Source organism: Erythrobacter sp. S227 (assembly GCF_057364925.1).
Window position 1 is genome coordinate 1,035,181 of sequence record NZ_CP200280.1, and the last position, 24,703, is coordinate 1,059,883.

Here is a 24,703-nt window from a genome sequence, read left to right on the forward strand (position 1 = left end):
ATAACCCATTTCAGGCAAAAGATTTTTCTATGACATCATCTATTGAGCCTCTTCGCATTCCCGCCGAGGCAAAGGAGCGCATCCGGACCCTCTTCATGGCGAAACATGCGCTGTGGGGCGGCGGGATGCATCCCGAAGATGGCAATCATGCGATCTATCACCACGAGGTTCGCACAACGCTCGAAAACCTCGGCCTCAACCTGCAAATGACGAACAGCTACGATGTCCTTTTCCAGCAGCCGGAGGGCATAGATTTCGTGTTCCCGCTGCTCAATCGCGGGGGCTTTGTGAACAGCGAGATGCTGATCCCGGTGCTGTGCAATATGCACCGTATCCCGTATCTGGGCGCGATGCCGTTCCTGCGCGGACTGGGCGATGACAAATCGGTCAGCAAGCTTGTGTGCACCCATGCCGGTGTACCAACCGCGCCATGGTTTTGTTATCGCCGTGGTGCAGAGGTAAGAGAGGAAAACTTGCCGCCATCGGCCGATGGTCGCTGGGTCATAAAACCCAATGCGTCTTCTGCCAGCTGGGGCATATCGGATGCGTTCGACTGGTCCGGTGTGACCAATGCTGTCGCACACATCCATGAACAGGGGCACGATGCCATCGTCGAACCCTATCTCGATGGCTATGACGTGCAATGCGCGTTCATCACTCTGGACGGGAGGCCCACCGCTCTTCCCATGCTTTGGTATGAACGTGAGGACACGCAGAAGCTGTGGACCTATTACGAGAAGCGCGACCTTGTTCCCAATGCGGAAAAAGCGACATTGAAGCGTTTCGATCATGCGGAACTCGCCCCGAAAATCGAACAGATGGCCAATGCAGTGGCAGCCGAACTTGTGCCTTTCGATTACGGCCGCATCGAATTTCGCGTTGATCTGAAAACCGGCGAAATCAATTTCATCGAGATCAATCTCAACTGCAACCTATGGAGCGAAAAGGTCATGGCAAAGGCAGCGGCGCAGGCCGGGTTCAGCCATGCCGATCTGCTCGAAACACTTCTGGCGGAAAGCTGGCGACGGTATGGGATGATCAGCGCTTGAGCGCCGCGCCCCATTCGTTCCACATCGCAAACTTTGGCGTTTTGGGCATGTAGCCCTTGCCCAATAGATCGACATCAAACCCGGCCCCTTCAAAGGCGGCGGCAATCGGGCGGGTCAGGTGGCAACCGCCCGCCAATCGCTTCCAAACGGGCTCGATCCGGTCCTGCCATTTGGCGACATTGGCATCGGGTGCACGTCCGTGTTCGAGGAACAATGCTGTGCCACCCGGGCGCAGAATACGCTGCATTTCGGACAAAACGCGCTCCGGCTCCTGAACCGAGCACAGCGTGAAGGTGCAGACGACAGTATCGAAAGATTCGCTTGCGAAAGGGATGTCTTCTCCGACCCCCTGTCTCAGGTCCAAGGGCGGCATATCGGCATCCCAGCCCTTGGCGGCTGCGGCCTCGCGGGCGATCTCCAGCATGCCTTCGTGCGGGTCGATGCCGGCATAGCTCTTGACCGCTTTTGTGTCATAAAACTGTTGGTTGATCCCGCAGCCACAACCCAGCTCAAACACGTCGCCTTTCGCAAGCGGTACCACCATAGAGCGCCGTTTGAGAACCTGCCCCGTCCCGCATGCACAACCGATCAACTTCGGCATGACATTCGCATCGTACCATTGCCCAAGTCCCATATGCTGTGCCCTCACCTATTTTTGTTTCAGGGAGGCTCAGGGAAAATGACCGCTTTGCCAAGGGAAAACTTTGCCCAGCTATGGCGCGATCTCTATCCCCGCAAAATCAAAGACGCGCCCGCTTTGATCGGGTGTCAGCGATGAAAGAACGCGCACAAGATTGTCCGCCGCCTGCGATGGATCGGTCAATTGCCCCTCGGCCAGACCTTTTTGAAAAGGCTCGGACAAAGCGGTATCGACCGTGCCCGGATGCAGGCCAACCACAACGGCTTTGTCATGCGTTCGCGCCATCTCAATCGCGAAATTCTTGATCAGCATATTGAGCGCCGCTTTCGATGCGCGGTAGGAATGCCATCCGCCAAGGCCATTGTCAGAGATTGATCCGACCCGTGCGCTGAGCGCGGCAAAGGTGAACGGGCGCTCTCTAGGCATCATCGGCAGCATGTGCTTTGCAACCATAGCGGGGCCAATGGTATTGATCGCCAGAACTTTGGCCATGACGTCAGGGTCCAGCCTTTTGTACGTGCGCTCCGGCCCCTTCCCCTCTTCAAGGGTGAGGACGCCGCTCGCAACAATCACCCATTCTGGGACCCATTCAGACGGCTCGGCGCGCATCATTTGCGCGGCTTCTGCAATGCTCGCCTCATCGCTCAGATCAAAGGCAAACGGGACCACGCCCTCGCCCGATACATTGCCGCTTCGCGATCCGGCATAGATGCGCTCGCACCCAAGGCTTGAAAGATGCGCGGCCAGCCCTGCACCGATCCCTCCGCTTGCGCCAAAGATCGCTGCTGTCCGGGGCACCAAAGCGCGTTTGTCCGCGCCGATATTTCCTACATTGGTCATCACGACTACAGTGATGCACAACGCATTGAGTTCCCGTTTTTGCGCCTTTGCAGCCAAAGTGTCTCATAGGGTTAACAAGCAAGGCATTGAATTTGCGTGTGAAGTAGGAAAGGGCAGGCAATCCTATGAGACACTGGTGTCTAATAGGGCCGATTTTCAAGCGCATCAGTTGAGAGAGAAACAAGCACCATATCAATTGTCGCAACACCCACTCTCTTGCCACTGACGGCCAAGGCGCTAGATAGAGTGTAACGCAAACAGGGATTAAGCGATCATGGCGACTTTCACGCTACCGAAAAACTCGAAGATCAAAGGCCAGGGCCAGGTTCACAAGGCATCCGGCGCCTCGCGGGTGAAGTCGTTCAAGATTTATCGCTATGATCCCGATACGAGCGAAAACCCGCGCTATGACAAGTTTGAGATCGACCTTGATGATTGCGGTCCCATGGTTCTGGACGCGCTTTTCAAGATCAAGAATGAAATCGATCCGACGCTGACCTTCCGCCGCTCGTGCCGTGAGGGGATTTGCGGGTCGTGTTCGATGAATTTGAACGGCAAAAACGGCCTTGCCTGCACCACCGCGATTGAGGACTTGAAAGGCGAGATTCGCATCACGCCTCTTCCGCATATGGATGTGATCAAGGACCTCGTGCCTGACTTCACCCATTTCTACGCGCAATACGCTTCGATCAAGCCGTGGCTGCAAACGGTCAGCACGACGCCTTCGGGTAAAGAGCGCCTGCAAAGCCCGAAAGAGCGTGAGAAACTGGATGGCCTGTATGAGTGCATCTTGTGCGCGTGTTGTTCGACCTCTTGCCCATCGTACTGGTGGAACTCGGACAAGTTTCTTGGCCCTGCGATCCTGCTTCAGGCCTATCGCTGGCTTGCCGACAGCCGGGATGAAATGACGGGTGAGCGTTTGAACGAGCTCGAAGATCCGTTCCGTCTCTATCGCTGTCACACCATCATGAACTGCGCGAATGTCTGCCCGAAAGGTTTGTCGCCAGCCAAAGCGATTGCGGAAACCAAGAAGATGATGGCCGAGCGCGCGATTTAAGCCGGCGCTTTATGTCTCTTCGCGAAGAGTATTTCGAGGACGGCCCCTGCCCTGAAAATCCGGGTTGGCGGCAATGGAATATACGCGACAAGACCATCTTTAACGGCGCGGTGATGGGGCATCTCATCACGCGGGTTGATGATGACGGGAAAGCGCGCCTTCGCATGTTCCCGGAGCGCAAACACGAGAACCTGCAAGGGATGATCCACGGCGCGATCAGCCTGTCACTGATCGACATATCCATGTTCACAACCATGCATATGATCGGCGGAGGGAATGCGGGGCCATCTGTGACGCTGGAGCTGTCTACGCAATTTGTGGGCGGCGGCGATCCCGCTCTCCCCCTTGATGCAGTGAACGAGATAGTGCGCGAAACCGGCAAGCTGGTGTTTGTTCGGGGGCAAGTGGTTCAAGGCGACAACGTAGTCGCCTCGCATTCGGGCATAGTGCGCAAGTTTTCGAGCACCAAGACCGACGCAGCGGCATGATCGGCACGCTCGCCCGGTATGAGCAATTGATCGCGAATAAAGAGCTTCGCGAAGACCCGGATCAAAGGCGCGCAGCGGTCCGGCTTGATGCCTTGCAAAAAGAGCTTGAGGCGGAAAGCCCCGGCGGACTTCTCAGCCAGCTTTTCGCCCGGAAAAACCCTAGGGCCGAGGGCGTTTACATGTGGGGCGGCGTTGGACGCGGCAAGTCCATGTTGATGGATTTGTTCCACGACAGCCTTCAGATCAAAGAAAAGCGCCGCGTCCATTTCCACGCCTTTATGCAAGAAGTGCACGAGGCCATGCGGGAAGCGCGCAAAACCCATGAAGGCGATCCCATCCCGCCGGTTGCGGCCAGGCTTTCTGACGGCGTGCGCGTCCTTGCCTTTGACGAGATGGTCGTGACAAACTCCGCCGACGCCATGATCATGAGCCGGCTTTTTACCCAGCTCATTTTGGAGCGCGATGTAACAATCGTGACCACGTCAAACCGCCCGCCGCAGGACCTCTACAAAGACGGGCTTAACCGCGAACATTTCCTACCCTTTATCGACCTGATACACGCCGAGCTTGATGTGTTGAGCCTTAATGGTCCCAATGACTACAGGCTCGACCGTATTGGTGATTTGGAAAGCTGGTATGCGCCCATGGGTGATGAGGCGACAGCCAAGGTTCGCGAGGTGTTTTTCAGGCTGACCGATTATGACCCCGATGATGCGGCCAACGTGCCGAGCGGCGAATTGGCAGTGGGATCAAAGCGGACGATGTATGTTCCCAAATCGCTTAAAGGCGTGGGCGTTTTCAGCTTCAAACGCCTCTGCGCAGAGGCCAGAGGTGCACCGGATTACCTCGCGATCGCGCGGGCATATCATACGGTGATTATCGTTGGAATTCCGAAGCTTGGGCCGGAAAACCGCAACGAGGCGGCGCGTTTTGTGACTTTGATCGACGCCCTGTACGAACACCGCGTCAAACTGTTTGCCACCGCCGCAAGCGAGCCCGAAGAGCTCTACCCTTCTGGCGACGGCAGCTTCGAATTCGAGCGGACAGTCAGCCGATTGAACGAGATGCAAAGCGACGAATACATGGCATTGGGCCACGGCGCTGATGCCGAAGCTTTAACTGGTTAAAGCGTAACGGACGGTCTCAGGCTGCTGCCAAACGGTCAGCGATGCGGCCCTGTGCCGCAACAAGGCGGTTCATAACCTTGAGATCGGTTTCGGTAAGCTTGAGCGCTGTTTCGGCCCAAAGCTCGGTGATCTCGTTCAACTCTTCAAGGGTGAGCGGGAAGACTTTCTTGCTCGCCTGGCGTGCACCCACCAAACCGGCATGGCGTCGTTCCGATTTCTTGATGAATTCGCGAACAGCGCTTTCACCTTCGCCCTGCTCTACGACCTGATGCACGATGCCAAGATCATACATTTCCTCGGCGGTATATGTCTTATTCGAGACAATGATGCGTTCGGCCATCGCTTTGCCCAGTTTGCGCGACAAATATGCATGCGCGCCCATACCGGGGAACAGGCCAAACATGATCTCGGGCAACCCGAATGTAGCATGCCGTTCGGCAATGATGTGATCGAAAGAAAGGAGCGCTTCAAACCCGCCGCCAAGCGCTGCGCCCTGAACCAGGCCAATGGTCAAGATCGGAAGATCGAGCGAACGCATATTGCGCTCCAGAATCGCGCAGCAGCGGTGACCGTATTCGACAAGACCTGCCCGGTCATGTGAGCGGATCAATTTCTGAAACAGGTGCAGATCGCCGCCATAGCAGAAGACGTCCTGCGATCGGCTTCCAAGCACAAGATACCGCAAAGGAACTTTATCTTCGCCAAACCCGTCAGAGATCAGATCCTGCCACCGTTCGAAATCGGTGAGCATCGATGATGTGAAGCTTGGTCGCCCTTCCGGCCGCATATACGACCACAGGACTGCGGCACGATTATCGTACAGGACATCAAGCTCGTTCAGCTCGAAAAGAGCGCCCGGAACCGCGCTATTCAGCACGCTTTCACTAAGCGCGTCATCATCTCCCGAAAACAGGATGGGATTTCCAGCAGTGCTGTCCATGTACGTTTCTCCGAATGCGACCCAAATCGCACCAACCTGAGCAAATCAGTGCGCACACGCCCTTATTTTTTGTCGACGCTTTCAAAGAAGTTTACTCCGATGTTGCACATTTTTGCAAACACATATTTTACAGGTGTAGACAGTCTCGAATACTACTGTGACAATTTGGGACAGTTAGGCGCAATAAGGTTATTCGACTGAATCAACTCTTTCTCGTTTCGCGACAGGAACTTACCCTTGAACGCCCAGTCTCGAGACCGATTTTTCAAGCATTAGCAGTTGCCACAGAGTGCGGGAGTGATCGCTTGTCCCGGAGATATGCGCTTCGGCGAGCGCACTCACCGCCTTGCCATTGATCCATCCAGACTGGACCAAAATTGAGTTTCGCCCGATTGCGCGCACTTCTTTTGCCAAAGGTCCGCGCATCCAGGAAGCGATCGGCGTCACGAAACCCTGTTTCGGGCGGTAGAGGACATCTTGCGGGAGATACCGCTCCATACATTTCTTGAGCAGATACTTGCCCGTGGTACCCCGCACGCGCATCGCATCGGGCAGCTTTGCTGCAAACTCGACCAGGCGATGATCAAGCAGCGGCTCGCGCGCTTCAAGGCTCACGGCCATACTTGTCCGGTCGACTTTGGTAAGAATGTCCCCGGGCAGCCAAAACGCAAGATCGGCATATTGCGCCCGGTCAAGCCCGCTGCGCGCAGGTGCATTTTTCATCAGCTTGATCAACTCGTCCTCGGGTCGGAACCCGGTAAGCTGCTGGCGTAGAAATGGAGTGTAGAGCGTTGAGCGGGTATCGCCGCCAGTCACACTCAGAGCGCGCGCATATCCCTCCTCGCCGCTCTCAGCTAGCGCGAGCAAAGTCGTCTTGGCCCGTAACGGGCGCGGTGCCCAATCGGCTTTAGGCCAAACCCGCCCGAGCGCGCCGAACAGGCTTCCGCGGACACTTGCGGGGAGGAGAGAGCGCACACGCTCTTCATTGTGATGGAAAACCTGTCTGCGGTATCCTGCAAAGGCTTCGTCCGCACCGTCACCCGAAAGTGCCACTGTCACTTTCTCACGCGCCAGTTGGCAAACACGCCAGGTTGGAAGCGCCGAGGCGTCCGCAAACGGTTCATCGAACATGCCCGCAAGCGTGTCGATTTCGGCAAAGTCATCCTGACTGACAGTGCGGGCATCGTGATCGGTTTCGAACTTCTCGGCGATCCTTTTTGCGTAGCCTGTCTCGTCGAGTGCATCGACATCAAAGCCGATCGAACACGTCCGAACGGGCTTTGAACTCGCCTCGCTCATCAAGGCGACGACGCTGGATGAATTGACCCCGCCGGAAAGGAATGCACCCAATGGCACATCCGAGACCATTCGCGACTGAACCGCTTCGCGCAGCAAGTGAACCAATTCTGCGGAAAGGTCGGCCTCTTTACCCTGGCTTCTTTCGGCAAAGCTGATGTCCCACCAACGGCGCTGCGGTTTCAGCCCTTTGCCCTGCTCAAGAAGGAGAAAATGGCCCGCCTGAAGCTTTGTCACACCATCGAGGATGGAATGCGTGTCGGGGACATAGCCCCAAGCCAAATAGGCATCGAGCGCCTGCGGATTGAGGCGACGCCGCATCAGCGGATGGGTGAGAAGCCCCTTCAATTCCGAGGCAAAAATGAGACTGCCGTCAGAAAGCCGGCTTAAGAAAAGCGGTTTCACGCCAAACCGGTCGCGGGCCAGAAACAGCTGGCGTTTGTCCAGATCGTAGAGCGCAAAGGCGAACATGCCATCGAGCCGGGAAAGGCAATCGGGTCCCCAGCGACGCCACGCAGCAAGGATAACCTCGGTATCGCCTTGGGTGCGGAACGTGGCACCTTCGCGCTCCAACTCCGAACGAAGCTTGCGAAAGTTATAAATTTCGCCGTTGAAGACGATAACCGCGCGGCCATCGGCCGAATGCATTGGTTGCGGAGACCCCTCAAGGTCAATGATCGACAAACGCCGGTGGCCAAGGCCTATGCCAAGGTCTGTCCAAACGCCGGACCCGTCCGGCCCCCGATGGACCATAGCCTCGCACATCCGCTCGACCCGAACAGGATCGACCGGCTTCGGCGTCTCAGAGTGAAATATTCCAGCGATCCCGCACATTATGGGTCAAGCGGTTAGCTTATAGTCGCTTGGGCAGCAATCATCGCTGTGACGCCTGCAAAAACACTCAGGGCCAAGATAGCTGCAAGGGCAACAATCGGGCGCGCAAATCCGAACTCTAAAGGCTGCAAGAGGGCAAAGCTCTGAACCTGCTTGGCCGTCCAACCGTAATCTTCGGGATCGCGTTCGAAAAATCGCCATGCAAGGCCGAGGATTAAGACCACGACAAAGGCAAAGAAGAACCAGCCATAAAAGACATGGTCAAACCCGGCTGCAAATTCGACGCCCTGGCTTTGAGCGATGTAAACCGTTCCCCACGCCCTGATGCCATTGGCGATGATGGGGACGATGGCCGACACGGCGAGGAATGCGAGGCGATAGGTCCACTTGGTGAACCGCGTGAACGCGACCAACACCGCCAATGTCACCATCGCGATAAGGAAACGCACGCCAGAGCATGCTTCGGCGACCACGAACAGCCCCACCGGCGTGTCGATATAGATGCCATCGAAATGGGCCGGAATGCCGCTCCACTTGGTGAGAGCGATTGCGATATGCGCTGTGATGACCTGCAAGGGCTCAATGATCTCATCGCCAAAAGGCACAAGGAAGACACCAAAGCAAAGCGGCAATGCGATCAATGTGGATACGCGAGGACCCAGCGCGGTGATCACGAGCCCTTGGAGCGCGCCAACTGCGCCTGCATGAGCGATGAGGTTGGCCCCGCTCACCCTGCCTATCAGCCACAATCCCAGACCAGCAGCAATCACCAGAAGGCCCGGAAGCCAGGGACGCGGGTCGGTTTTGGCAAGCTCGTCTGCCTTCAATGCGACGAGCCATCCGATGATGAAGGGCACCAGCAATATGTGGGAATAGGTATCGATGTTCCACCATTGGTGTAGCATCTCTGCCCATTCGCGCAAGGTGACGGTCAAAAGCGCTAACGTGCCAAATGCAAGCAAGGCAATCGCTTCACGCCAGGCTTTGCTGAGGCGGCCAAAAAATGACGCCCAAGACGCGTTTTCCAAAGAGGCCTCATGCGGCATTGCGCGGCTCCTCGTTATCAAGGTCAACCAGCGCATCGAGGGGCGCGAGCATCGCGTCCCAATCGTGATGGTCGAGCACAAATTGGCGCGCATTTGCACCGATCTGCTGCGCCAATTGCGGATCAACTTTCATCGCGGCGAAGCGCTGCGCCATCGCCTCGGCATCGTCGTCACACAGCAGCCAATGTTCGTTGTCTTGCGCGTCAATCCCGGTCGCGGCTTGCTTGGTGAGCATCACAGGGCGTGCCATCGCCATCGCTTCGAGCACTTTGTTCTGGACACCTCGGGCGATTGAAAGGGGCACAACAACGCAGTCTGCTGCTGCGATAAATGGGCGCACATCGGGGACCTCTCCCCAGATCGTCACGCCGTCACCCGCCTGATCCTGCAACAGTTTCGTCGGGTTTCGGCCAACAATGTGAATCTCTGCGGTGGGATTATCGCAGGCGTAGGCGGCCCAGAACGATCCAATGGCCCAAAGCGCGGCCTGCTCATTGGGTGGATAGTCCATTTGCCCGGTGAACACGAAATGCGGCCCGGGCCTCGAGGTTAGCTCTGGATGAGGCTGTGTTGCGGCAGGGTCAAAAAACGCTGCATCGATCCCGTTGCCGATCACCTGCACATTGGCCTTTGCGGACTCTGCAAGGCGCGAGCGGAACAGGGCCGCTTCATTTTCGCTGATCAGGATCGTTGCGTCGGCACGCTTGGCAAGGCGTTCTTCCTCGCGGGCAAGCAGACGCCCTTCGCGCGCGTTCAGCCAAACACGCTGACCGGCATCGGCGTAGTTTTCAAACTTGGCACTATCAACATCGCACAGGTCGATGACGACCCGTCCGGCAAAGTCATCAGGAATGTACTGCCCCATCTGTCCCGAAAACACGAAAATCGTTGTGATCGGGCGATTGGCGAGGGTCTCGCGCACCCAGCTTTCGAGTCTTGCGCTGTGAAAGGCGGTCAAGCTGACAGGCTTTCCTGAAAGCACCGCCTCAACACCGGCAACCACGAGGGGTTTGCTGCGATTGACCACGCAGTGCGAGGCCGCAAGTGACGCCACCTCTTTGCCCCCTTCCCTGTCCTCATCAGTCTCTGCAAAGCAACCGACATGAACCGGTGCCAGCTTTGCGAGCTTGCGCAGCAAATGGGCACTGCGGATTTTGTCACCGCGGTTGGGTGGAAACGGCACACGGTGCGCAAGGAAGAGGATTTCGCCCATCGGTCCGCCCCTTCACGCAAGCCCGCGCGCGATGAACGGGCCAATCATATTGGCAACCGGAAGCGGCAGCTTCTTCCAAAGCTCGATCTTGCGGCTGTAGGATTCGCTTGTCGGATCGACATCGCGGGCCTTGGCCCCCGGCGGTGTCCAGGATGCGTAGGTCAAAGGCTGCGGCTCAAAACCCCAGTTTTTCTTATATTTGGCAGGGCCGCTTCCCACTTTGGAACGCCCGAAATCAAACCGCTCCATCCCGCGTTTGCGGGCATGCAACATCAGCTCATAATACATGAGTTCATTGGCGCGTGCACCGCGAGCCGCAAAGCTTCCCCCGCCCCAAAAAGGCAGGACAGCGCCATTGTGATAGAAGGAAAAAACGCTCGCCAATGGCTGGCCGTCGCGCAAGATAGTGAGAATGTCGCTTTCATCCGGAAACGCCTCGATCATCTCGCGGAAAAGCGCTTTCGGGAAAACCGGTGTGCCAAGGTTGCGAACGCTTTCGGAATACGCCGCATAGTGCAATGCAAGGTCCCTTGGAGATCGCCCGACACGCACCTCAAGCCCGTTTTTCAGACCTTTACGCACCTCCGCGCGCGATTTGCGCGGAATGGCCAGCAATTCTGCTTCATCATCTGCAGCCAAAGCACGTTCGAAACCGCAGTGTTTGTCGGTGATTGCATCCCAGCCTTTCGGGACTTCGCCGCCGCGAAGCTCGACACTGCCAACGCCCAGTTTTTGAGCGTAGTCCTGCGCTGCACAGGCCAGAGCATCTGCGGCTTGCGGCGTTTCGGCGCAAATTCCGCCGCCAACGCCAAATCCGCTTGAAACCAGGGCTTTGCCAAAGAGCGCGGATCGCACTTGGGTCAACGGCAGCCAGCCTCTGATGACACCCAATTGCTCGACGAGAAGGCCGCTGGCCTTTTGACCGGTCGCCCGCTCGACAGCGCGCAGCCACGCCGTGCGATGAAACAGGCTCGCGCCTGCTTCCTTCACGAACTCGTCGACTTTCAGACAACTTTTGGGGTCGGAAAGCTCAGCAAGCTCGACATTGAGCGAAAGGCTGACGGGCACATTCACTGCGCATCACTCGCGGCGGCCGATGCGACATGAAACTCACTGGCACGGCGAGCTTCGATCTGCGCCAAAGCGTCCATCCGGCCCCATTCAAACTCGCGCACCACCTTGCCGAGCTTGCCCGCCATCTTGTCAAGGTTGGTATAATGACGCAGCTTTGAACGCAGCGGCGCATTGTCGACGCGCGGTTGATCAGGATCCACTTCCCACGGGTGGAAATAGAAGACTGCGGGGCGCGCATCCTCGCGGTTCACCTGCGCAATGGCCCAGCGTGAAAAGGCGTAAGGCAGGACGCGGAAAAAACCCCCTCCACCGGCTGCCAAACGGCGCGAACCAAGCAGTGCGGTGGTCACCGGAATTTCTACGAGATCAGAACCTGCAATGGGGCGAAAAGCAAATCGCGGAGCTTCCCTCCAACCATAATGATCGTGGACCACCGGCGCGACGCTTGACGAATATGTATAGCCCTGCTCAGCCAGGACATCGAAAGCCCAAAGCGAACGCGGGTCGATCGAGAAACTGGGCGCGCGGTAGCCAATTACAGCTTGTCCCGAGGCATCCTCGAGGATTTCGCGGGTAACCCGAATGTCTTCTGCAAACTTCGCTGCATCAAGGGTAAAGACGCGCGCATGGTCGTAGCCGTGGCTTGCGACTTCATGGCCTCTATCGGCGATACGGCGGATGACTTGCGGGCAACGCTTTGCGACCCATCCGAGAGTAAAGAAGGTTGCGCTGACACCGGCTTCATCAAACAGATCAAGGATCCGATCGACATTGCCTTCAACCCGGCTTTTCAGGCCGTCCCAGTCATCACGCTCAATGACATTTTCGAAGGCTCCAACTTGAAACCAGTCCTCAACATCAACCGACAGGCCGTTGATAATCGACTGATCTTTGGAAACCTCGAAAGGAATTGGACTTTGAGCATTCATGACCCTTGCGCACTCATCAATCAGGCCGCCTCGCGGGACCGGTCATCCTCAAGCCATTCGATCAGCATGGTCAGCACGTGACGGAAAGAACGCTCTTGTTCCTCAAGGCGCGCTTCGATCCGGCCAAGCGCCTCGTTCACATCTTCATCAGACTGAGTTTGGGGCATGTGGAGCGCAGGATCCGCGCCTGCTGCCTGAAGCTCGCCAATAGCGGCTTCGAGTTCGGCGGCGCGTGCATCGCGCTGCGCCATGATGGCGGCAACTTCGGCGGCGGGAACGCTCTCGATCTCGGCTTCGGCTTCGGGTGCCACTGGTTCAGCGGGCACCGCCACTTCGACGTTTGAAGCAAACGGCTCTGCCTCGGCGATTTCATGATCGGCCAGGTCCAGCTCGCTCTCTTGTGCTTCAGCCATTTGAGCCTCGGCCAATTCGAGCGTTGCTGCAGGCATTGTGACTTCCGCAGGCGCGGAACGCGCGCGGCTGCCCCGTGAATGGTCCTCGTCCATTTCCTCGAGGACGGCATCGAGCATGCTCACGCCAATCTCATCACGTTCCTCGATTGCGCCCAGCAAAAGGATACGGTTCATGATCTGGTTCACACGGCGCGGAATACCGTCGGTCGCCCCATACAAAGCCGGCAAAAGCCCTTCGCCAAGCGATGGCTGATTTTCCCAACCCACATGCGTCAGACGGTGGTGGACATAGTCCTCCAGTTCTTCTTCATCGAGCGCTTCGAGGTGATGCGATGCAATAATGCGTTGGCGCAATTGGTCAAGGTTCGGGTGATGCGCCAGCGTACGACGAAATTCCGGCTGACCCAGCAGAAGGCTTTGCAACAAGGGGTGCGAGCCCAGCTGGAAATTGGACAGCATCCGCAACTCTTCAAGCGCGGTAAATTCAAGGTTTTGACACTCGTCCACGATCAGCAAACAGCGGCGACCTTCGCGTGCTTCATCCTGCAAGAACTGTTCGATAGCGCCCAAAGCGCCGGCCTTGTCCTTGCCATCAACCGCAATCCCGAAGGACTGCGCAACCACATGGATCAGCTCTTCGCCATCGAGCGCGGAGGTGACAACCTGGGCAACCGTCAACGCCTCTGGATCGATGCGCTGCATAAGGTGTGCGACCAGCGTAGACTTACCGGCGCCCACTTCGCCAGTGATGACGATAAAGCCTTCACCCTGATTAAGCCCGTATCCGAGATAGCTCATCGCCTTTTTGTGGCTCGCGCTCTCGAAATAGAAATCGGGATCAGGGGTCAGCTGAAACGGTCGTCCGCTGAAGCCGTAATATTGATCGTACATGTTTCCTAACGCTCCATGTCGCTCTTAGAAGTCGTACCGAAGGCCCAGCAAAGCTGTGGCCGTGGCGAAATCTTCATCAGAGAATTCACTGTCAAAATAGTCCACCGCAACCGCGGCGCGTGCTGAAAGCCGACCGGCAATCGCGCGGCTGTATGCGGCCGAGGCACCAAATGCCGTCAGATCGCCATTAGGGTCGCCGCTTGTTTCAAACAGGCTGGCATAGGCGTTGGCGGCGATTACACCGCTGCGCCCGATGTCACGGCTAAGCGCGCCGGTGACGTAGTAGCTTTCATCGACAAGGCCATCGACCGAGGCAAGAACGCTGTCCTGTGGTGCGATAAAGCTGCGGCGGTCATAGCCTGCGCCAATGCTCGCGTTCAGACGGCCTATGCGTTGCTGGTAGCTGGCTGCAACACCGCGACCACGGAAAGCCGAGCTTCGGATGGAACCAAGCGGGTTGATGATGCCAACTCCATCGTTGCTTTGTACAAGGCCGCCAAAGTCACCCGAAAGCGGATTGCGCTGCGCTTCGAAGTCGCTGGAAAGCTGTGAAAGTGAATTGCCCAGAACGCCGCCGAAACCGGAGATTCCGTCATAGACGTTAACCGCGAACGAACTGCGATCGCTCGGGACATAGGTGAAGGTGCCATAATAGGTCGTACTGTCATAACGACGGCCAACGCGCGCTTCGAGGCTGGTGCGTGAGGATGGACGCCACAGAATGCCTGCATCCCAAAGAAGACCATCAACTTCAAACGCGATCAAGCGATCTGAAGCCGTATCGGTAATCAGGCGGCCATCATCGCCAAAGACGGGATTGCCGTCGATATCACGGACTGCATCGCGGCTGGAAACCTCGACATCCTCATACCCGACACCGCCAACCAGAGCGAGCGTCGGTGACACAGGAATGGTTACATCGCCGCGCACATACACATCACGAACACGTTGATCGAGGTTTGAAACGTCTTCCTGAAAACCGCCGGCACTAACCGCAACGCCAATCGGGAGAACATCGCCCGGGCGAGTGCCAACTGCCAAGCGGCCACTGTAGGTGGTGCTGTCATCGAATACATCGACCTGCTCACCCGCAGAGTTAAACACGGCATCATTGGCTTCGAACCGGTTGTATCCGACACGCGCGTTACCAGCGATCTCAAGCGCACCGGCACGGGTCTGGAAATCCGGTCCGGCATAGACGCTGTATATTTGGCTGGTCGCATCATCGCTGACCAACGGGTTTGCTGAAACAGCGCCCCCGCCATCCACTCGCGTGCGGCTTGCGAGCGCGCCTGCCTGAAGTGTCAGGTTTTGCGGGATCACGGAGAGATAACCGCGTGCAATACCGCTTACCGTGTCGGTATCCACCGCATCATCGCCATAGCCGATGTTACGCTCATAGCGCACCGACACAGACGCACCGCTGTTGCGGCCTTGAATGTTGGTATCAACGCCCGCTGCAATCTGGGTGAAGGTCAAGGTATCGCTTTCCGGCGACAACTGCGTCGTCAGGATTTGCGAGACTTCGATATAAGGCTGAACGGTGACTGCCCGATCTTGAGAGCTGCCTTGAGAACCCGCGCGATTGCCGCCTTGCGCGTCTTGCGCAAATGCAGGGGTTGCGATGGCTAGTGCGGTGATCCCGGCGAACAGGGTTCCAGTGACGTGACGCATGATCAATCCTCCCTCTCGCCATAATCGCCAAAGCGGCGACCGGACGGGCTGAACTGTGTTGCATTGAGAAGTAGTTTTATGTCCGAACATGCCGACAAAAGCTGGACGGCATCATCGAGCGCGGCGCGGCTTGTTTCATCTGCGCGAACCACCAGCAACGCCTGACCCACGTAAGCGGCAAGCTCTGCGGCAGGAGATGCGGCAAGCGCGGGCGGCGTATCGAAAATAAGGTATCGATTGGGCGCGCCGCGCGTCAGGCGATCGAGCACCTGGCCTGTGCGATTGCTCGTGAGATATTCTGCATCGCGCGCGCTGCTGGTGCCAGCAGGCAGGATAAACAAGCCATTGATATCGGTGGGAGAGACCAAGTCTTCGGGACGCAAGCTCTTGTCCACCAACGCATCCATCAGGCCCATGCCCGTCTCTACGCCAAGACGGCGCGTGACAGAGGGGTTGATCACATCAGCGTCAACCAGAATGACTTCCACATCACGTTCCGCAGCAAGCGCAATTGCAAGGTTTGTCGCGCAGTAGGTCTTGCCCTCGCCCATATGGGGAGAGCTTACAAGGACACGGCGCGCAAGATCATCGCCAGAGTGGCGCGCATCGGCGAGCAATTCGCGCTTGATAATGCGGAACTCTTCCAAAAGGCCCGTCACCTGATCGTCAGGTGAAATCAGGCCCTCTCGCTGAAGGACTTCGCGGTCAATCTGAACACGTGGGCCCCGTAAAGCCACAGCAGGCTGAGGCTTTGGAGCGGGCTGTTGGACGGGTGCGTTTTCTTGCTGGAACTGGCTTTCGCTGCGTGGGCGCGCGACGTGTTGGTCAGATTGCGATGCTCCGCCTTCTGGCGTTTCGTCACGTTCGCGCGGCGGCACAAACGCGCGCGGAGCCGATGGAAGGTCCCTCGGCACAGGTTTTGTGCCAAAACTATCCAGACCAAAGGCTGCATCCGCTCTTTCGAGAATCGAGGAACGACGCCTGTTGGAGCCAGGCTGTTTGCGGGTAAATTTGCTGTGCTCAGTCATTCAGGGTCTCCTCACACAATCGTCCCGATCGAGACGACCTCGATGACCAGCAGAATTGCGAGAACGCCGACCAAGCCTGCACAGGCCCCGGCAAATTGTCTGGTGCGCCGCTTGCGCAAGGATTGGGCCGCTTCCGAAAGGTTGAGCGACACCGAACCGATGACCGGCAGCCCCATCGATTTTTCAAGCTTTTTCGCAGTGGCAAAAGCAGACCGCAACTGGCCCATAACCCATGCAACACCTACACCAGCGCCAAGCCCGGCTATCAATACGCCGAGCAGCAGCAGCGGACGGTTTGGTGCAGCCGGCTTTTGCGGAACAACGGGAGGATCGACGAGGTCAAACTTGTACTGGCTTGTTTCATCAACCACATCGCTGCGGGTGCGCAGTTTTTCGCGATCTTCGAGTAGCTTCTCATAATTGTCACGCAGCACTTCGTAATCGCGGCTGATCCGGTTGGCTTCGGCTGCCACGGCAGGTTCGGTTGCCTGGCTCGCGGCAAGCGATGCCAGTTGCGATTGCAAGGCCGCACGGCGCGACTGAAGCGATTCAATCGATGCCTGACGGTCTGCGCGAAGGGCAACCAGAGACGAATAGGCAGGGTTTGGTGTCCCGCTTACGTCATTGGGGCCAGCAGCGGCAGCTTGCTTGGTGAGCAATTCGACCTGACGTTTTGTTGAGACGACATCGGGGTGCGCCTCGGTAAGGCCGCGCGAGCGGAGGCCTGCCAATTGGGTTTGCGCCTGCAGCAAAGCGGCTTGTGGGCCACCGGAATCTGCAGCTCCGATAATGGTGCGCGGTGTGCTGGAAATCTGGTTGTTAAGCGCTGCAAGAGCGCTTTGTGCCGCAGCAAGGTCCGCATCAATATCACGCAATTCGGTGCGCGATTGTTGGACACGGGTGGAGAGCGTTGCCGTTCCGCCAATCAGGTCAGGATATTGCGCTTCGAATGCCAGACGACGCGTTTCCGCCTCTTCCAGCTCTGCTTTACGCTCATCAAGCTGATCGTTCAGGTCGTTGATCGCGCCGCTGATCTCTGCGCGGTTTCCGGAAATGTGTTCCTCGCGGAAAATGTCGAGCAGTTTTTGCACCACATCACGCGCCAGAACAGCATTCTCGGAATCGCTGAGACCACTTTTGCCGACAGTGGCGCTGATCGCGAAGAGTGTGTCCTCTTCGCTTTCCACTTTCACATCCTTGGCAAGGGAAGCAATCGCGGATTCAAGCTGTGTGCGTTCCGAAATGCCGTCACCCAGCTTTGTCGTGGTAATAACCTTTTCGAGGTTCACCGAGCTAAGCAGCGTCTGGCGGACATGGGCGATTTCTTCTTTGCCATCGCCGGCAATGCCGAGTTGCTCTGACAGAACATCATCCACATCGACAAAGATGCGCGCCTTGGATTCGTAAGTATTCGGGATCAGCGCCACGACGAGCCAACCCAGAAGGCACACCCCCCAGGCAACAGCCAGCGCCAGCCAGCGCCGGTGCCAGACCGAATAGAGCGCTGCGCGCAGTTCTTCGAAAAGCTCGTTCATTATCCCGACCTTGCTCCCTTAGAACCGGCTCTCGGGGATGATGATGGTATCCCCCGGACGAAGCATGACATTGGCCGAGCTGTCCCCGCGCTTAAGCAGGTCAGAAAGGCGCAGGCGGTATTCCTTTTGGGTGCCGGTCTCGCGATTGATGCGCAGGAGCTTTGCCGAGTTGCCTGAGGCAAACTCACCCAAACCGCCCACTGCGATCATCGCATCAAGCACCGTCATATTGGCGCGGTAAGGCAATGAAGCGGGTTGTGCAGTCGAACCGACCACGCGAATTTGCTGGTCAAAGGTCGAGTTAAACTCGTTCACGATGACAGAGACGATGGGCTGTTCGATATACTCAACAAGCACGTCTTTGATGTCGTCTTGAAGCTGGGTCGCGGTCTTGCCGACCGCGGTCATGTCGCGCACGAGCGGGATAGTGATCCGGCCATCGGGACGTACCTGAATGTCTTCTGCGCTCAGCTCTGGATTGCGCCAGACATGGATTGTGAGCTGGTCGAGCGGACCGATGATGTATTCCTCGGTCGAGGCTGTCTGTGCTTCGGTGTAGCTCGCCGAAGGAAGCTCAGGACCCGATCCTGCGCAGGCCGCGAGCGCTAAAGTCGCAAAAAGGGCGCCGGTAATACGGGTAAAAGAGGGCGAAGTAGGCATCGATGCAAATCCTTAGGTCAACTGATGCGGAACGCTTGCCAATGTGAGGAGCGACCCCACGCAAACTGGTAATTCCGCGAATGACCCGGACTATCTCGCCGATAATGGTGAATATAATGTTAGTATTGATGGGACAATCGGAGGCGTATCCCATTTCGGGACAGGCGAATTAGTGATGTTTAAACAAACACCTCTGCCGCAGGACCATGTCCAAGAAAGTTAACCGGCGAAGCGCTCGCGCCATAAGCACCTGCACAAAAAACCGCGACCAGATCGCCGACCTCAGCGCGGGGCAATTCTGCCATATCCGCAAGCCTGTCTAGCGGGGTGCAAAGGCATCCCACAACATTGACCGGTCCTTCGGTGGTAGCGTCAAAACGTGAAGCAATCGCTACCGGATAATTGCGCCTGACGACTGTTCCAAAGTTTCCAGAGGCCGCCAATTGGTGGTGCAATCCACCGTCGGTGATCAGATATGTCTGGCCATGACTGACCTTGCGATCGATCACCCGGCACAGATAAACCCCTGCTTCTCCAACGAGATAGCGGCCAAGCTCGACACAAAGATCAGTGCCTTCAAGCGCAGTGTGTCCCGCGACAAGTCCATGTAGGGCGTCTCCCACCGCGGCAAGGTCCAGCGGCTCATCACCCGGGAAGTAAGGAATGCCAAACCCGCCGCCCATATTGAGCTTGGGCAAGGCATGGCCGATGTCATCGGCCAGCGACTGCGCCAGATTGAGCACATTGCCTTGTGCCTCGATAATTGCGTCGGCGCTCAGCGTTTGGCTTCCGGTAAAGATGTGCAGTCCGCGCCATTCGGCACCCTCTGCAATGATTGTTTTGGCCAAAGCGGGCACACGCTCGGCATCCACGCCAAACGGTTTTGCGCCCCCGCCCATCTTCATGCCTGAGCCTTTAAGCTCGAAATCGGGATTGACCCTTATGGCAACGCGCGGCGCTTTACCGATCCTTTGGCCAATGGCGAGCGAACGCTGCGCCTCGCCTTCGGATTCGCAATTCAGGGTAACGCCAGCGGCAATTGCTGTCTCAAGCTCGTCGTCGCGCTTGCCAGGACCTGCAAAGCTGACCCGCGCCGGGTCAATTGCGGCTTTTTCCAGCATCGCCAACTCACCCGATGAGGCAATGTCGAACCCGTCAACAAGACCCGCCATATGAGCGATAACTTGCGTATGCGGATTGGCTTTGACCGCGTAATTGATGCCAACACGCTCGGGCAAAGCATTGCGAAGCTCTGATACGCGCGCATCAAGGCGGGTTTTGGAATAGACGAACAGCGGCGTCCTTCCCGCAGCCTGCACCAGATCGCTCGCTTTGCGCCCGCCGATGGCCAATTCACCATCTATCGCGGCGTATCCGGCGGGGATTGGCCCTAACGGCTTGGATTTCGATTTCACTTTCGCCTTCACGACCCGCTCTCCCCGCTCAGTTCACGGTAGAGCGCCGTGCGATCAATTTTGCCATTGGGGTTAAGCGGCATAGTCTCGCGCCAGTGGATCTCTTGAGGTTGCATAAAATTTGGAAGTTCCCTCAATAAAGCCTTGGGAAGCTTGGATTGCTCTTCACGGTCGAGCGTCCCCCTTACCACCAGATGGACGCGGTGCCCAAGCCTCTCGTCGGGAATGCCCAGAGCCACCGCTTCGACGACCAGATCGGTTGAGATGGCAGCCTCTTCGATTTCTTGCGGGCTGATGCGATTGCCCGCGCTTTTGATCATCGCGTCGCGGCGGCCGACGAAATAGAGCAGGCCGTTGGGATCGCGCTTAACACGGTCGCCGGACCAGACAGCAGTTCCGCCATATTGCGATGCGGCGGGCGCGGGTTTGAAGCGTTCAGCGGTGCGTTCTGCGTCCTGCCAATACCCTTGCGCGACAAGCGGACCGCAATGGACCAACTCGCCCTCTTCGCCCGGCGCTGCGACTTCGCCGTCGTCATTAATCACCATGATCTCTGCAAACGGGATCGCGATGCCCATGCTTGTGGGATTGGCATCGACCAGCGATGGATCGAGGTAGGTCGAACGGAACGCCTCGGTCAGGCCATACATCGGATAAAGGTCCGCATGAGGAAAAATACCTCTCAGCCCCTCGACCAATTCTGTCGTAAGCGCACCGCCGCTATTGGTCAGCCGCCTAAGCGGCGCGCTTGCCTCCTCTTGCCACTCCAGCTCGGTCAGTTGCACCCACAATGGCGGCACCGCGGCAAGCGTGGTGACAGAGTGTTTGGCGCAAGCCTTGGACACATCGCGGGGGAAGAGGAAATCAAGCGGCACCACGCTTCCACCTGCAAACCAGGTCGATAGAAGCTGGTTTTGCCCGTAATCAAACGACAGAGGCAGGACAGCGAGGGTCACATCGTCATCCGCAAGCTTTAGATAATGCGCCACGCTAACCGCACCCAGCCATAGGTTGGTATGGCTCAACATCACTCCTTTAGGCCGCCCGGTTGAGCCGCTGGTGTAAAGGATAGCGCATAGATCGTCGGGGTCAGCCTTGGAGGGATCAAGCGTAATGCCGGAACCGTATGCCGCTTCCAAAGCCGAAGCCTCCGCTATCTGAGAGCAACCGGCAGGCACATCGCCTTCATCCAGCGACTTCAACCGCGATGGTGTCGCAATCAGCAATTGTGCGCCGCTGTCGCTCAAAATATGCGCAACCTGCGCTCTTTTGAGCAGGGGATTGATCGGCACATGGACCAGCCCCGCCCGTGCGGCGGCAAGAGGCAGCAAACATGTCAGCTCGCCCTTGGCCGCCCAACTGGCCACCCGCGCCCCCTTTTCCGGCAGCTCGCGGGCTAACCAACCGGCAAGAGTTGCCACACGCTCTTTTAACGCCTTGTGGTTAAGGCTCTCGTCCCGAAGAACCAAAGCAGGCCGCTCCCCAGCACCCATTGCGCACGCTCGTTCGGCGAGGTGATCTAACGGGTACGGCGCAGGATCCAAGCCTTGGGTATCGGGATTTGCAGTCATCGGCTTCCTTTTGAAGGGCACTCAATCAAGTGATCGAAACGAGGTATCACGACACGGTTAACGTCTTGCAAGAGCTGTTTAAAGACAGCCCTTCAGGAATTGTACGTGCGCCCTTCGATCGGGCAGAGTGGTATGCCCTTTTGGCACAGACGGGTATCGATCCCTTTATCGCGGCCGCATGCGACACGGATCAGAAAGCAGCTCTAGTTTTAGCCCTGAACAATCGCCGCGCTACTTCCTTGCGAAACTGGTACAGCTTCACCTGGCGTGCATTGGCACCACAGGGGCCTCAAGGGGACGCATTGCTGATCGAGCTTGCAAAGCAGCTCAAGACCAAAGCGCACAGGGTGACATTGGAGCCTGTGCCTGACGAAGACGGGTCAGCAACGCGGCTTTCCGCGGCATTTGCCGATGCGGGCTGGCGCGTCGAGGTGACACGCTGCGACACCAATCACGTTCTCTATGTCAAAGGACGCAGTTTCGATGAATACTGGTCTTCACGCCCCGGCCCATTGCGCACCACTTTGAAGCGCAAGGCCAATAAAGTTGAAACCAGGATCGTCACACATTTCGATCCCGACCTTTGGACCGCCTACGAAGCGATTTACGAGGCCAGTTGGAAACCTGACGAAGACCACCCAGAGATGCTGCGCAAATTCGCTCAAAACGAGGGCGCTGCCGGTCGATTGAGGCTGGGTTTAGCATTTTATGATGGTGAGCCGGTTGCAGCGCAATGCTGGACCATTGAGAATAAAACCGCCTTCATTCACAAGCTCGCCCATCTGGAGAGCTTCAAGAAACTGTCGGCGGGAACCACGCTTTCAGCCGCCTTGTTCAGGCACGCCATCGACACTGACAATGTGGAGGTGATCGACTTTGGGACAGGCACACAGCGCTACAAAGAAGACTGGATGGAAGACACGCGGCCCCGCTATTGCATTGATTGCCTTGATCTATCCTCGCCTCGTGCATGGCTTGACCTGGCGCGTCTCACCGCGAAACGCCTGACCTTGCCGGAAGTCCCGGAACTTGCGCGTTCCCCCAAGGCTGGTTAAGGCGCGCATCGCTTTGGTGCAATCGGGTGCGCCATGGGTTAAAAGGCCTCCAGAAAAGGACAACCAAGCAATGGGGCAAGCAACAGGCTCTCAACCGGCGAGTGCAGACGCAGCGATTAGCGCGGCAGCGAGCGAGGATAGCGCTGAGACCAGCGGAAACGAGACGCTGGACACCGCACTTAAATCAATCATCGCCGATGTCCTGGGGATCGATGCCGAACAAGCAAATGAGCTTGATGAGGACAGCGGCCTTTTCGGTCACTTGCCCGAGCTGGATTCCATGGCTGTCGCAGGACTTCTGACCGAGATCGAAGACCGGCTCGATATCGTAATCGAGGACGAAGATGTCGATGGCGAAATGCTTGAAACCTATGGCGGCTTGCTGGCTTTTGCGCAGGCGAAATTGAACCCCGACTCGGCAGAGGCTTAACCTCGATGGATGCGCCAGAGCCGCGCATGATCGCAAGCTGGCAGGCCCCATTGACGGGCGACAAGACGGCCGATGAATTGCTCGTCTCGTTCGATCAGGGCCGGACACGTCGGATCCTCATTTTGCCTGCGCTGTTTGATGAAGCAAACAAGCTGCGGCGCTTTACCATTCAAATGATGCGCGCTTGTGATGAAAGCGGCGTGGACACATTCCTGCCCGATCTTCCGGCCTGCAACGAGAGCCTTGCCTCTCTCGAGAAACAGACGCTCGCAAGCTGGCGCACAGTTGCGGCAACCGCAGCACTGACTTTTGGTGCCACGCATGTGTTGGCCATCAGAGGCGGCGCGCTGCTCGCGCCCGAGACATTGCCAGGATGGCAATATGCGCCGCTCACCGGAGCAAAGCTGCTGCGCGCGATGGTCCGGGCGCAGACAATTGCATCGCGCGAGGCGGGCGTCGAGACCAGCTCCGATCAATTGATGGAGCAAGGTCGCGCGTCTGGTCTGCAACTTGCCGGATGGCACCTTGGTAGTGAAATGCTGCGCGAATTAGAGAGCGCGGTGCCGACCGCTTCGGGCAACCACACAATCATCGAGCAAAAGGATTTGGGCGGCGCAGGGCTTTGGCTTCGGGCCGAGCCGGATGAAGATCAAGGCATGTCAGAGGCCTTGGCAAGGGTTGTTTCGAACGAAGAGAGCAATCCTCAATGAGCCGCTTGCAATTCCATTTCGGCTGCCGGGGCCTGAAGCTCGCAGGGTCTCTCGATACAGCGCCCAGCGTAACCGGCCTTCTCATCGTAAACGGAGGGAATGAAATCCGCTCTGGCGCGTTTTCCGGCCAATCACAGCTTGCTGCGCGGATTGCCAAAAAGGGGTTTCCGGTCTTTCGCTTTGATCGCCGTGGCACAGGCGACAGCGAGGGCGAGAACAGAGGATTTCGCAAAAGCGCAGGCGATATCGAAGCCGCGCTCGAAGCATTCCGCGCCATGGCTCCGCAAGTCGAACGGGTTTTTGCCTTTGGCAATTGCGATGCGGCCTCTGCGCTGATGCTGATGGAGGGGGCCGGATTTGATGGTCTTGTCCTATCCAACCCCTGGACCATCGAAGAAACCGCGACCGAGGCCGCCGAACCAACGCACACTCCCGACGCCATCCGCTCGCGCTATGCCGCAAAACTGAAAAACCCGCGCGAAATCGGGCGGTTGCTCAAAGGCGGCGTGAGCCTTCGAAAGCTCGCTCAAGGTATCAAGGCATCCCTTAGCCCTGCCCCTGCGCCGACCAGTCTTGCGCAGGATATGGAGGCAGGAGTTCAAGCGTTTAGCGGGAGCACGCACATCCTCTTGGCCGAGGGCGATCGCACCGCGCAATTGTTCGAAACGTCGTGGGATAAAGGCGACCCGCGGATCAAACGATGCCCGGGCGCAGGCCATTCATACGTAGAGCCTGAACACCGTGTTTGGCTCGAACAGCAGATTATCTCGGCCTTGCGCAGCTAAGCG

Annotated in this window: 23 protein-coding genes; 8 read left to right on the plus strand and 15 right to left on the minus strand. The window is 57.5% G+C overall.

The annotated features are described in order from the left end of the window. The first annotated feature begins 29 nt into the window (after positions 1–29). On the plus strand, positions 30–1,049 hold the full coding sequence (locus AC0V6Q_RS04915; RefSeq protein ID WP_486167292.1) for a D-alanine--D-alanine ligase family protein: 1,020 nt from the start codon (positions 30–32) through the stop codon (positions 1,047–1,049). Here the strand turns inward: AC0V6Q_RS04915 and AC0V6Q_RS04920 are convergent. Both AC0V6Q_RS04920 and AC0V6Q_RS04925 read right to left on the minus strand, forming a co-directional pair. Further along, positions 1,039–1,683: a class I SAM-dependent methyltransferase gene (locus AC0V6Q_RS04920; protein WP_486167293.1), complete on the minus strand. Its 645-nt coding sequence runs from the start codon at positions 1,681–1,683 to the stop codon at positions 1,039–1,041. The two genes, AC0V6Q_RS04915 and AC0V6Q_RS04920, sit on opposite strands and share 11 nt — an antisense overlap. A gap of 78 nt (positions 1,684–1,761) precedes the next feature. Continuing rightward, positions 1,762–2,529, minus strand: a complete 768-nt coding sequence (locus tag AC0V6Q_RS04925; RefSeq protein WP_486167294.1) for an SDR family NAD(P)-dependent oxidoreductase — start codon at positions 2,527–2,529, stop codon at positions 1,762–1,764. Positions 2,530–2,803: 274 nt separating this feature from the next. On the opposite strand from AC0V6Q_RS04925, the gene AC0V6Q_RS04930 reads away from it, so the two are divergent. From AC0V6Q_RS04930 to zapE, 3 genes are read left to right on the plus strand one after another with little or no spacing between them, the layout of a single operon-like run. Beyond that, the gene (locus AC0V6Q_RS04930) at positions 2,804–3,586 is read left to right on the plus strand and encodes a succinate dehydrogenase iron-sulfur subunit (protein WP_486167295.1); all 783 of its coding nucleotides are present in this window, start codon (positions 2,804–2,806) and stop codon (positions 3,584–3,586) included. An 11-nt stretch (positions 3,587–3,597) separates the two neighbouring features. Continuing rightward, a complete protein-coding gene (locus AC0V6Q_RS04935; protein ID WP_486167296.1) occupies positions 3,598–4,074 on the plus strand; it encodes a PaaI family thioesterase in 477 nt (158 codons plus the stop codon). Further along, on the plus strand, positions 4,071–5,201 hold the full coding sequence (gene zapE / locus AC0V6Q_RS04940; RefSeq protein ID WP_486167297.1) for a cell division protein ZapE: 1,131 nt from the start codon (positions 4,071–4,073) through the stop codon (positions 5,199–5,201). Before AC0V6Q_RS04935 ends, zapE begins: the two co-directional genes overlap by 4 nt. A gap of 16 nt (positions 5,202–5,217) precedes the next feature. On the opposite strand, the gene AC0V6Q_RS04945 is transcribed toward zapE, so the two are convergent. The 13 genes from AC0V6Q_RS04945 to AC0V6Q_RS05005 form a co-directional block, all read right to left on the minus strand. After that, complete coding sequence (locus tag AC0V6Q_RS04945) at positions 5,218–6,141, minus strand: crotonase/enoyl-CoA hydratase family protein (protein WP_486167298.1); 924 nt, start codon at positions 6,139–6,141, stop codon at positions 5,218–5,220. 231 nt (positions 6,142–6,372) lie between these two features. Beyond that, complete coding sequence (locus tag AC0V6Q_RS04950) at positions 6,373–8,271, minus strand: XrtA/PEP-CTERM system amidotransferase (protein ID WP_486167299.1); 1,899 nt, start codon at positions 8,269–8,271, stop codon at positions 6,373–6,375. A gap of 14 nt (positions 8,272–8,285) precedes the next feature. Further along, entirely contained in the window at positions 8,286–9,317 is a 1,032-nt protein-coding gene (gene xrtA, locus AC0V6Q_RS04955; RefSeq protein WP_486167300.1) for an exosortase A, read from the minus strand. Continuing rightward, the gene (locus AC0V6Q_RS04960) at positions 9,307–10,530 is read right to left on the minus strand and encodes a TIGR03087 family PEP-CTERM/XrtA system glycosyltransferase (RefSeq protein WP_486167301.1); all 1,224 of its coding nucleotides are present in this window, start codon (positions 10,528–10,530) and stop codon (positions 9,307–9,309) included. The genes xrtA and AC0V6Q_RS04960 overlap by 11 nt, the downstream gene beginning before the upstream one ends. A 12-nt stretch (positions 10,531–10,542) precedes the next feature. Then, positions 10,543–11,604 carry a FemAB family XrtA/PEP-CTERM system-associated protein gene (locus AC0V6Q_RS04965; RefSeq protein WP_486167302.1) on the minus strand — a complete coding sequence of 354 codons (1,062 nt, stop codon included), beginning with the start codon at positions 11,602–11,604 and terminating at the stop codon, positions 10,543–10,545. Next, positions 11,601–12,533, minus strand: coding sequence for an XrtA system polysaccharide deacetylase (locus AC0V6Q_RS04970; RefSeq protein WP_486167303.1), 933 nt, complete (start codon positions 12,531–12,533; stop codon positions 11,601–11,603). Before AC0V6Q_RS04970 ends, AC0V6Q_RS04965 begins: the two co-directional genes overlap by 4 nt. Before the next feature lie 20 nt (positions 12,534–12,553). Beyond that, a complete protein-coding gene (locus tag AC0V6Q_RS04975) occupies positions 12,554–13,837 on the minus strand; it encodes an XrtA/PEP-CTERM system-associated ATPase (RefSeq protein WP_486167304.1) in 1,284 nt (427 codons plus the stop codon). A gap of 24 nt (positions 13,838–13,861) precedes the next feature. After that, the gene (locus tag AC0V6Q_RS04980) at positions 13,862–15,511 is read right to left on the minus strand and encodes a preprotein translocase subunit YajC (RefSeq protein ID WP_486167305.1); all 1,650 of its coding nucleotides are present in this window, start codon (positions 15,509–15,511) and stop codon (positions 13,862–13,864) included. Positions 15,512–15,513: 2 nt separating this feature from the next. Then, positions 15,514–16,539, minus strand: a complete 1,026-nt coding sequence (locus AC0V6Q_RS04985) for a P-loop NTPase (protein ID WP_486167306.1) — start codon at positions 16,537–16,539, stop codon at positions 15,514–15,516. Positions 16,540–16,550: 11 nt separating this feature from the next. After that, positions 16,551–18,074 (minus strand): XrtA system polysaccharide chain length determinant, encoded by a 1,524-nt coding sequence (locus tag AC0V6Q_RS04990; protein ID WP_486167307.1) that lies wholly within the window; start codon positions 18,072–18,074, stop codon positions 16,551–16,553. Between the two features lie 18 nt (positions 18,075–18,092). After that, positions 18,093–18,734 (minus strand): XrtA/PEP-CTERM system exopolysaccharide export protein, encoded by a 642-nt coding sequence (locus AC0V6Q_RS04995; protein WP_486167308.1) that lies wholly within the window; start codon positions 18,732–18,734, stop codon positions 18,093–18,095. 179 nt (positions 18,735–18,913) lie between these two features. Then, positions 18,914–20,161, minus strand: a complete 1,248-nt coding sequence (locus AC0V6Q_RS05000; RefSeq protein ID WP_486167309.1) for a pyridoxal-dependent decarboxylase, exosortase A system-associated — start codon at positions 20,159–20,161, stop codon at positions 18,914–18,916. Beyond that, positions 20,158–21,720, minus strand: coding sequence for an acyl-CoA ligase (AMP-forming), exosortase A system-associated (locus AC0V6Q_RS05005; protein ID WP_486167310.1), 1,563 nt, complete (start codon positions 21,718–21,720; stop codon positions 20,158–20,160). The genes AC0V6Q_RS05000 and AC0V6Q_RS05005 overlap by 4 nt, the downstream gene beginning before the upstream one ends. A gap of 29 nt (positions 21,721–21,749) precedes the next feature. Between AC0V6Q_RS05005 and AC0V6Q_RS05010 the strand changes: the two genes are divergently transcribed. The 4 genes from AC0V6Q_RS05010 (at position 21,750) to AC0V6Q_RS05025 (ending at position 24,700) form a co-directional block, all read left to right on the plus strand. Further along, positions 21,750–22,775, plus strand: coding sequence for a GNAT family N-acetyltransferase (locus AC0V6Q_RS05010; RefSeq protein WP_486167311.1), 1,026 nt, complete (start codon positions 21,750–21,752; stop codon positions 22,773–22,775). A gap of 70 nt (positions 22,776–22,845) precedes the next feature. Beyond that, positions 22,846–23,205 carry an acyl carrier protein gene (locus tag AC0V6Q_RS05015; RefSeq protein ID WP_486167312.1) on the plus strand — a complete coding sequence of 120 codons (360 nt, stop codon included), beginning with the start codon at positions 22,846–22,848 and terminating at the stop codon, positions 23,203–23,205. A gap of 5 nt (positions 23,206–23,210) precedes the next feature. Continuing rightward, positions 23,211–23,915: a hypothetical protein gene (locus tag AC0V6Q_RS05020; RefSeq protein WP_486167313.1), complete on the plus strand. Its 705-nt coding sequence runs from the start codon at positions 23,211–23,213 to the stop codon at positions 23,913–23,915. Beyond that, positions 23,912–24,700 carry a hydrolase 1, exosortase A system-associated gene (locus tag AC0V6Q_RS05025; RefSeq protein WP_486167314.1) on the plus strand — a complete coding sequence of 263 codons (789 nt, stop codon included), beginning with the start codon at positions 23,912–23,914 and terminating at the stop codon, positions 24,698–24,700. The genes AC0V6Q_RS05020 and AC0V6Q_RS05025 overlap by 4 nt, the downstream gene beginning before the upstream one ends. Positions 24,701–24,703 lie beyond the last annotated feature (3 nt).

Excerpts from the sequence above, each read along its gene's own strand:
- AC0V6Q_RS04915 (WP_486167292.1), top strand. The coding sequence starts at position 30 with ATGACATCATCTATTGAGCCTCTTCGCATTCCCGCCGAGGCAAAGGAG.
- AC0V6Q_RS04920 (WP_486167293.1), bottom strand. The coding sequence starts at position 1,683 with ATGGGACTTGGGCAATGGTACGATGCGAATGTCATGCCGAAGTTGATC.
- AC0V6Q_RS04925 (WP_486167294.1), bottom strand. The coding sequence starts at position 2,529 with ATGACCAATGTAGGAAATATCGGCGCGGACAAACGCGCTTTGGTGCCC.
- AC0V6Q_RS04930 (WP_486167295.1), top strand. The coding sequence starts at position 2,804 with ATGGCGACTTTCACGCTACCGAAAAACTCGAAGATCAAAGGCCAGGGC.
- AC0V6Q_RS04935 (WP_486167296.1), top strand. The coding sequence starts at position 3,598 with ATGTCTCTTCGCGAAGAGTATTTCGAGGACGGCCCCTGCCCTGAAAAT.
- zapE (WP_486167297.1), top strand. The coding sequence starts at position 4,071 with ATGATCGGCACGCTCGCCCGGTATGAGCAATTGATCGCGAATAAAGAG.
- AC0V6Q_RS04945 (WP_486167298.1), bottom strand. The coding sequence starts at position 6,141 with ATGGACAGCACTGCTGGAAATCCCATCCTGTTTTCGGGAGATGATGAC.
- AC0V6Q_RS04950 (WP_486167299.1), bottom strand. The coding sequence starts at position 8,271 with ATGTGCGGGATCGCTGGAATATTTCACTCTGAGACGCCGAAGCCGGTC.
- xrtA (WP_486167300.1), bottom strand. The coding sequence starts at position 9,317 with ATGCCGCATGAGGCCTCTTTGGAAAACGCGTCTTGGGCGTCATTTTTT.
- AC0V6Q_RS04960 (WP_486167301.1), bottom strand. The coding sequence starts at position 10,530 with ATGGGCGAAATCCTCTTCCTTGCGCACCGTGTGCCGTTTCCACCCAAC.
- AC0V6Q_RS04970 (WP_486167303.1), bottom strand. The coding sequence starts at position 12,533 with ATGAATGCTCAAAGTCCAATTCCTTTCGAGGTTTCCAAAGATCAGTCG.
- AC0V6Q_RS04975 (WP_486167304.1), bottom strand. The coding sequence starts at position 13,837 with ATGTACGATCAATATTACGGCTTCAGCGGACGACCGTTTCAGCTGACC.
- AC0V6Q_RS04980 (WP_486167305.1), bottom strand. The coding sequence starts at position 15,511 with ATGCGTCACGTCACTGGAACCCTGTTCGCCGGGATCACCGCACTAGCC.
- AC0V6Q_RS04985 (WP_486167306.1), bottom strand. The coding sequence starts at position 16,539 with ATGACTGAGCACAGCAAATTTACCCGCAAACAGCCTGGCTCCAACAGG.
- AC0V6Q_RS04990 (WP_486167307.1), bottom strand. The coding sequence starts at position 18,074 with ATGAACGAGCTTTTCGAAGAACTGCGCGCAGCGCTCTATTCGGTCTGG.
- AC0V6Q_RS04995 (WP_486167308.1), bottom strand. The coding sequence starts at position 18,734 with ATGCCTACTTCGCCCTCTTTTACCCGTATTACCGGCGCCCTTTTTGCG.
- AC0V6Q_RS05005 (WP_486167310.1), bottom strand. The coding sequence starts at position 21,720 with ATGACTGCAAATCCCGATACCCAAGGCTTGGATCCTGCGCCGTACCCG.
- AC0V6Q_RS05015 (WP_486167312.1), top strand. The coding sequence starts at position 22,846 with ATGGGGCAAGCAACAGGCTCTCAACCGGCGAGTGCAGACGCAGCGATT.
- AC0V6Q_RS05020 (WP_486167313.1), top strand. The coding sequence starts at position 23,211 with ATGGATGCGCCAGAGCCGCGCATGATCGCAAGCTGGCAGGCCCCATTG.
- AC0V6Q_RS05025 (WP_486167314.1), top strand. The coding sequence starts at position 23,912 with ATGAGCCGCTTGCAATTCCATTTCGGCTGCCGGGGCCTGAAGCTCGCA.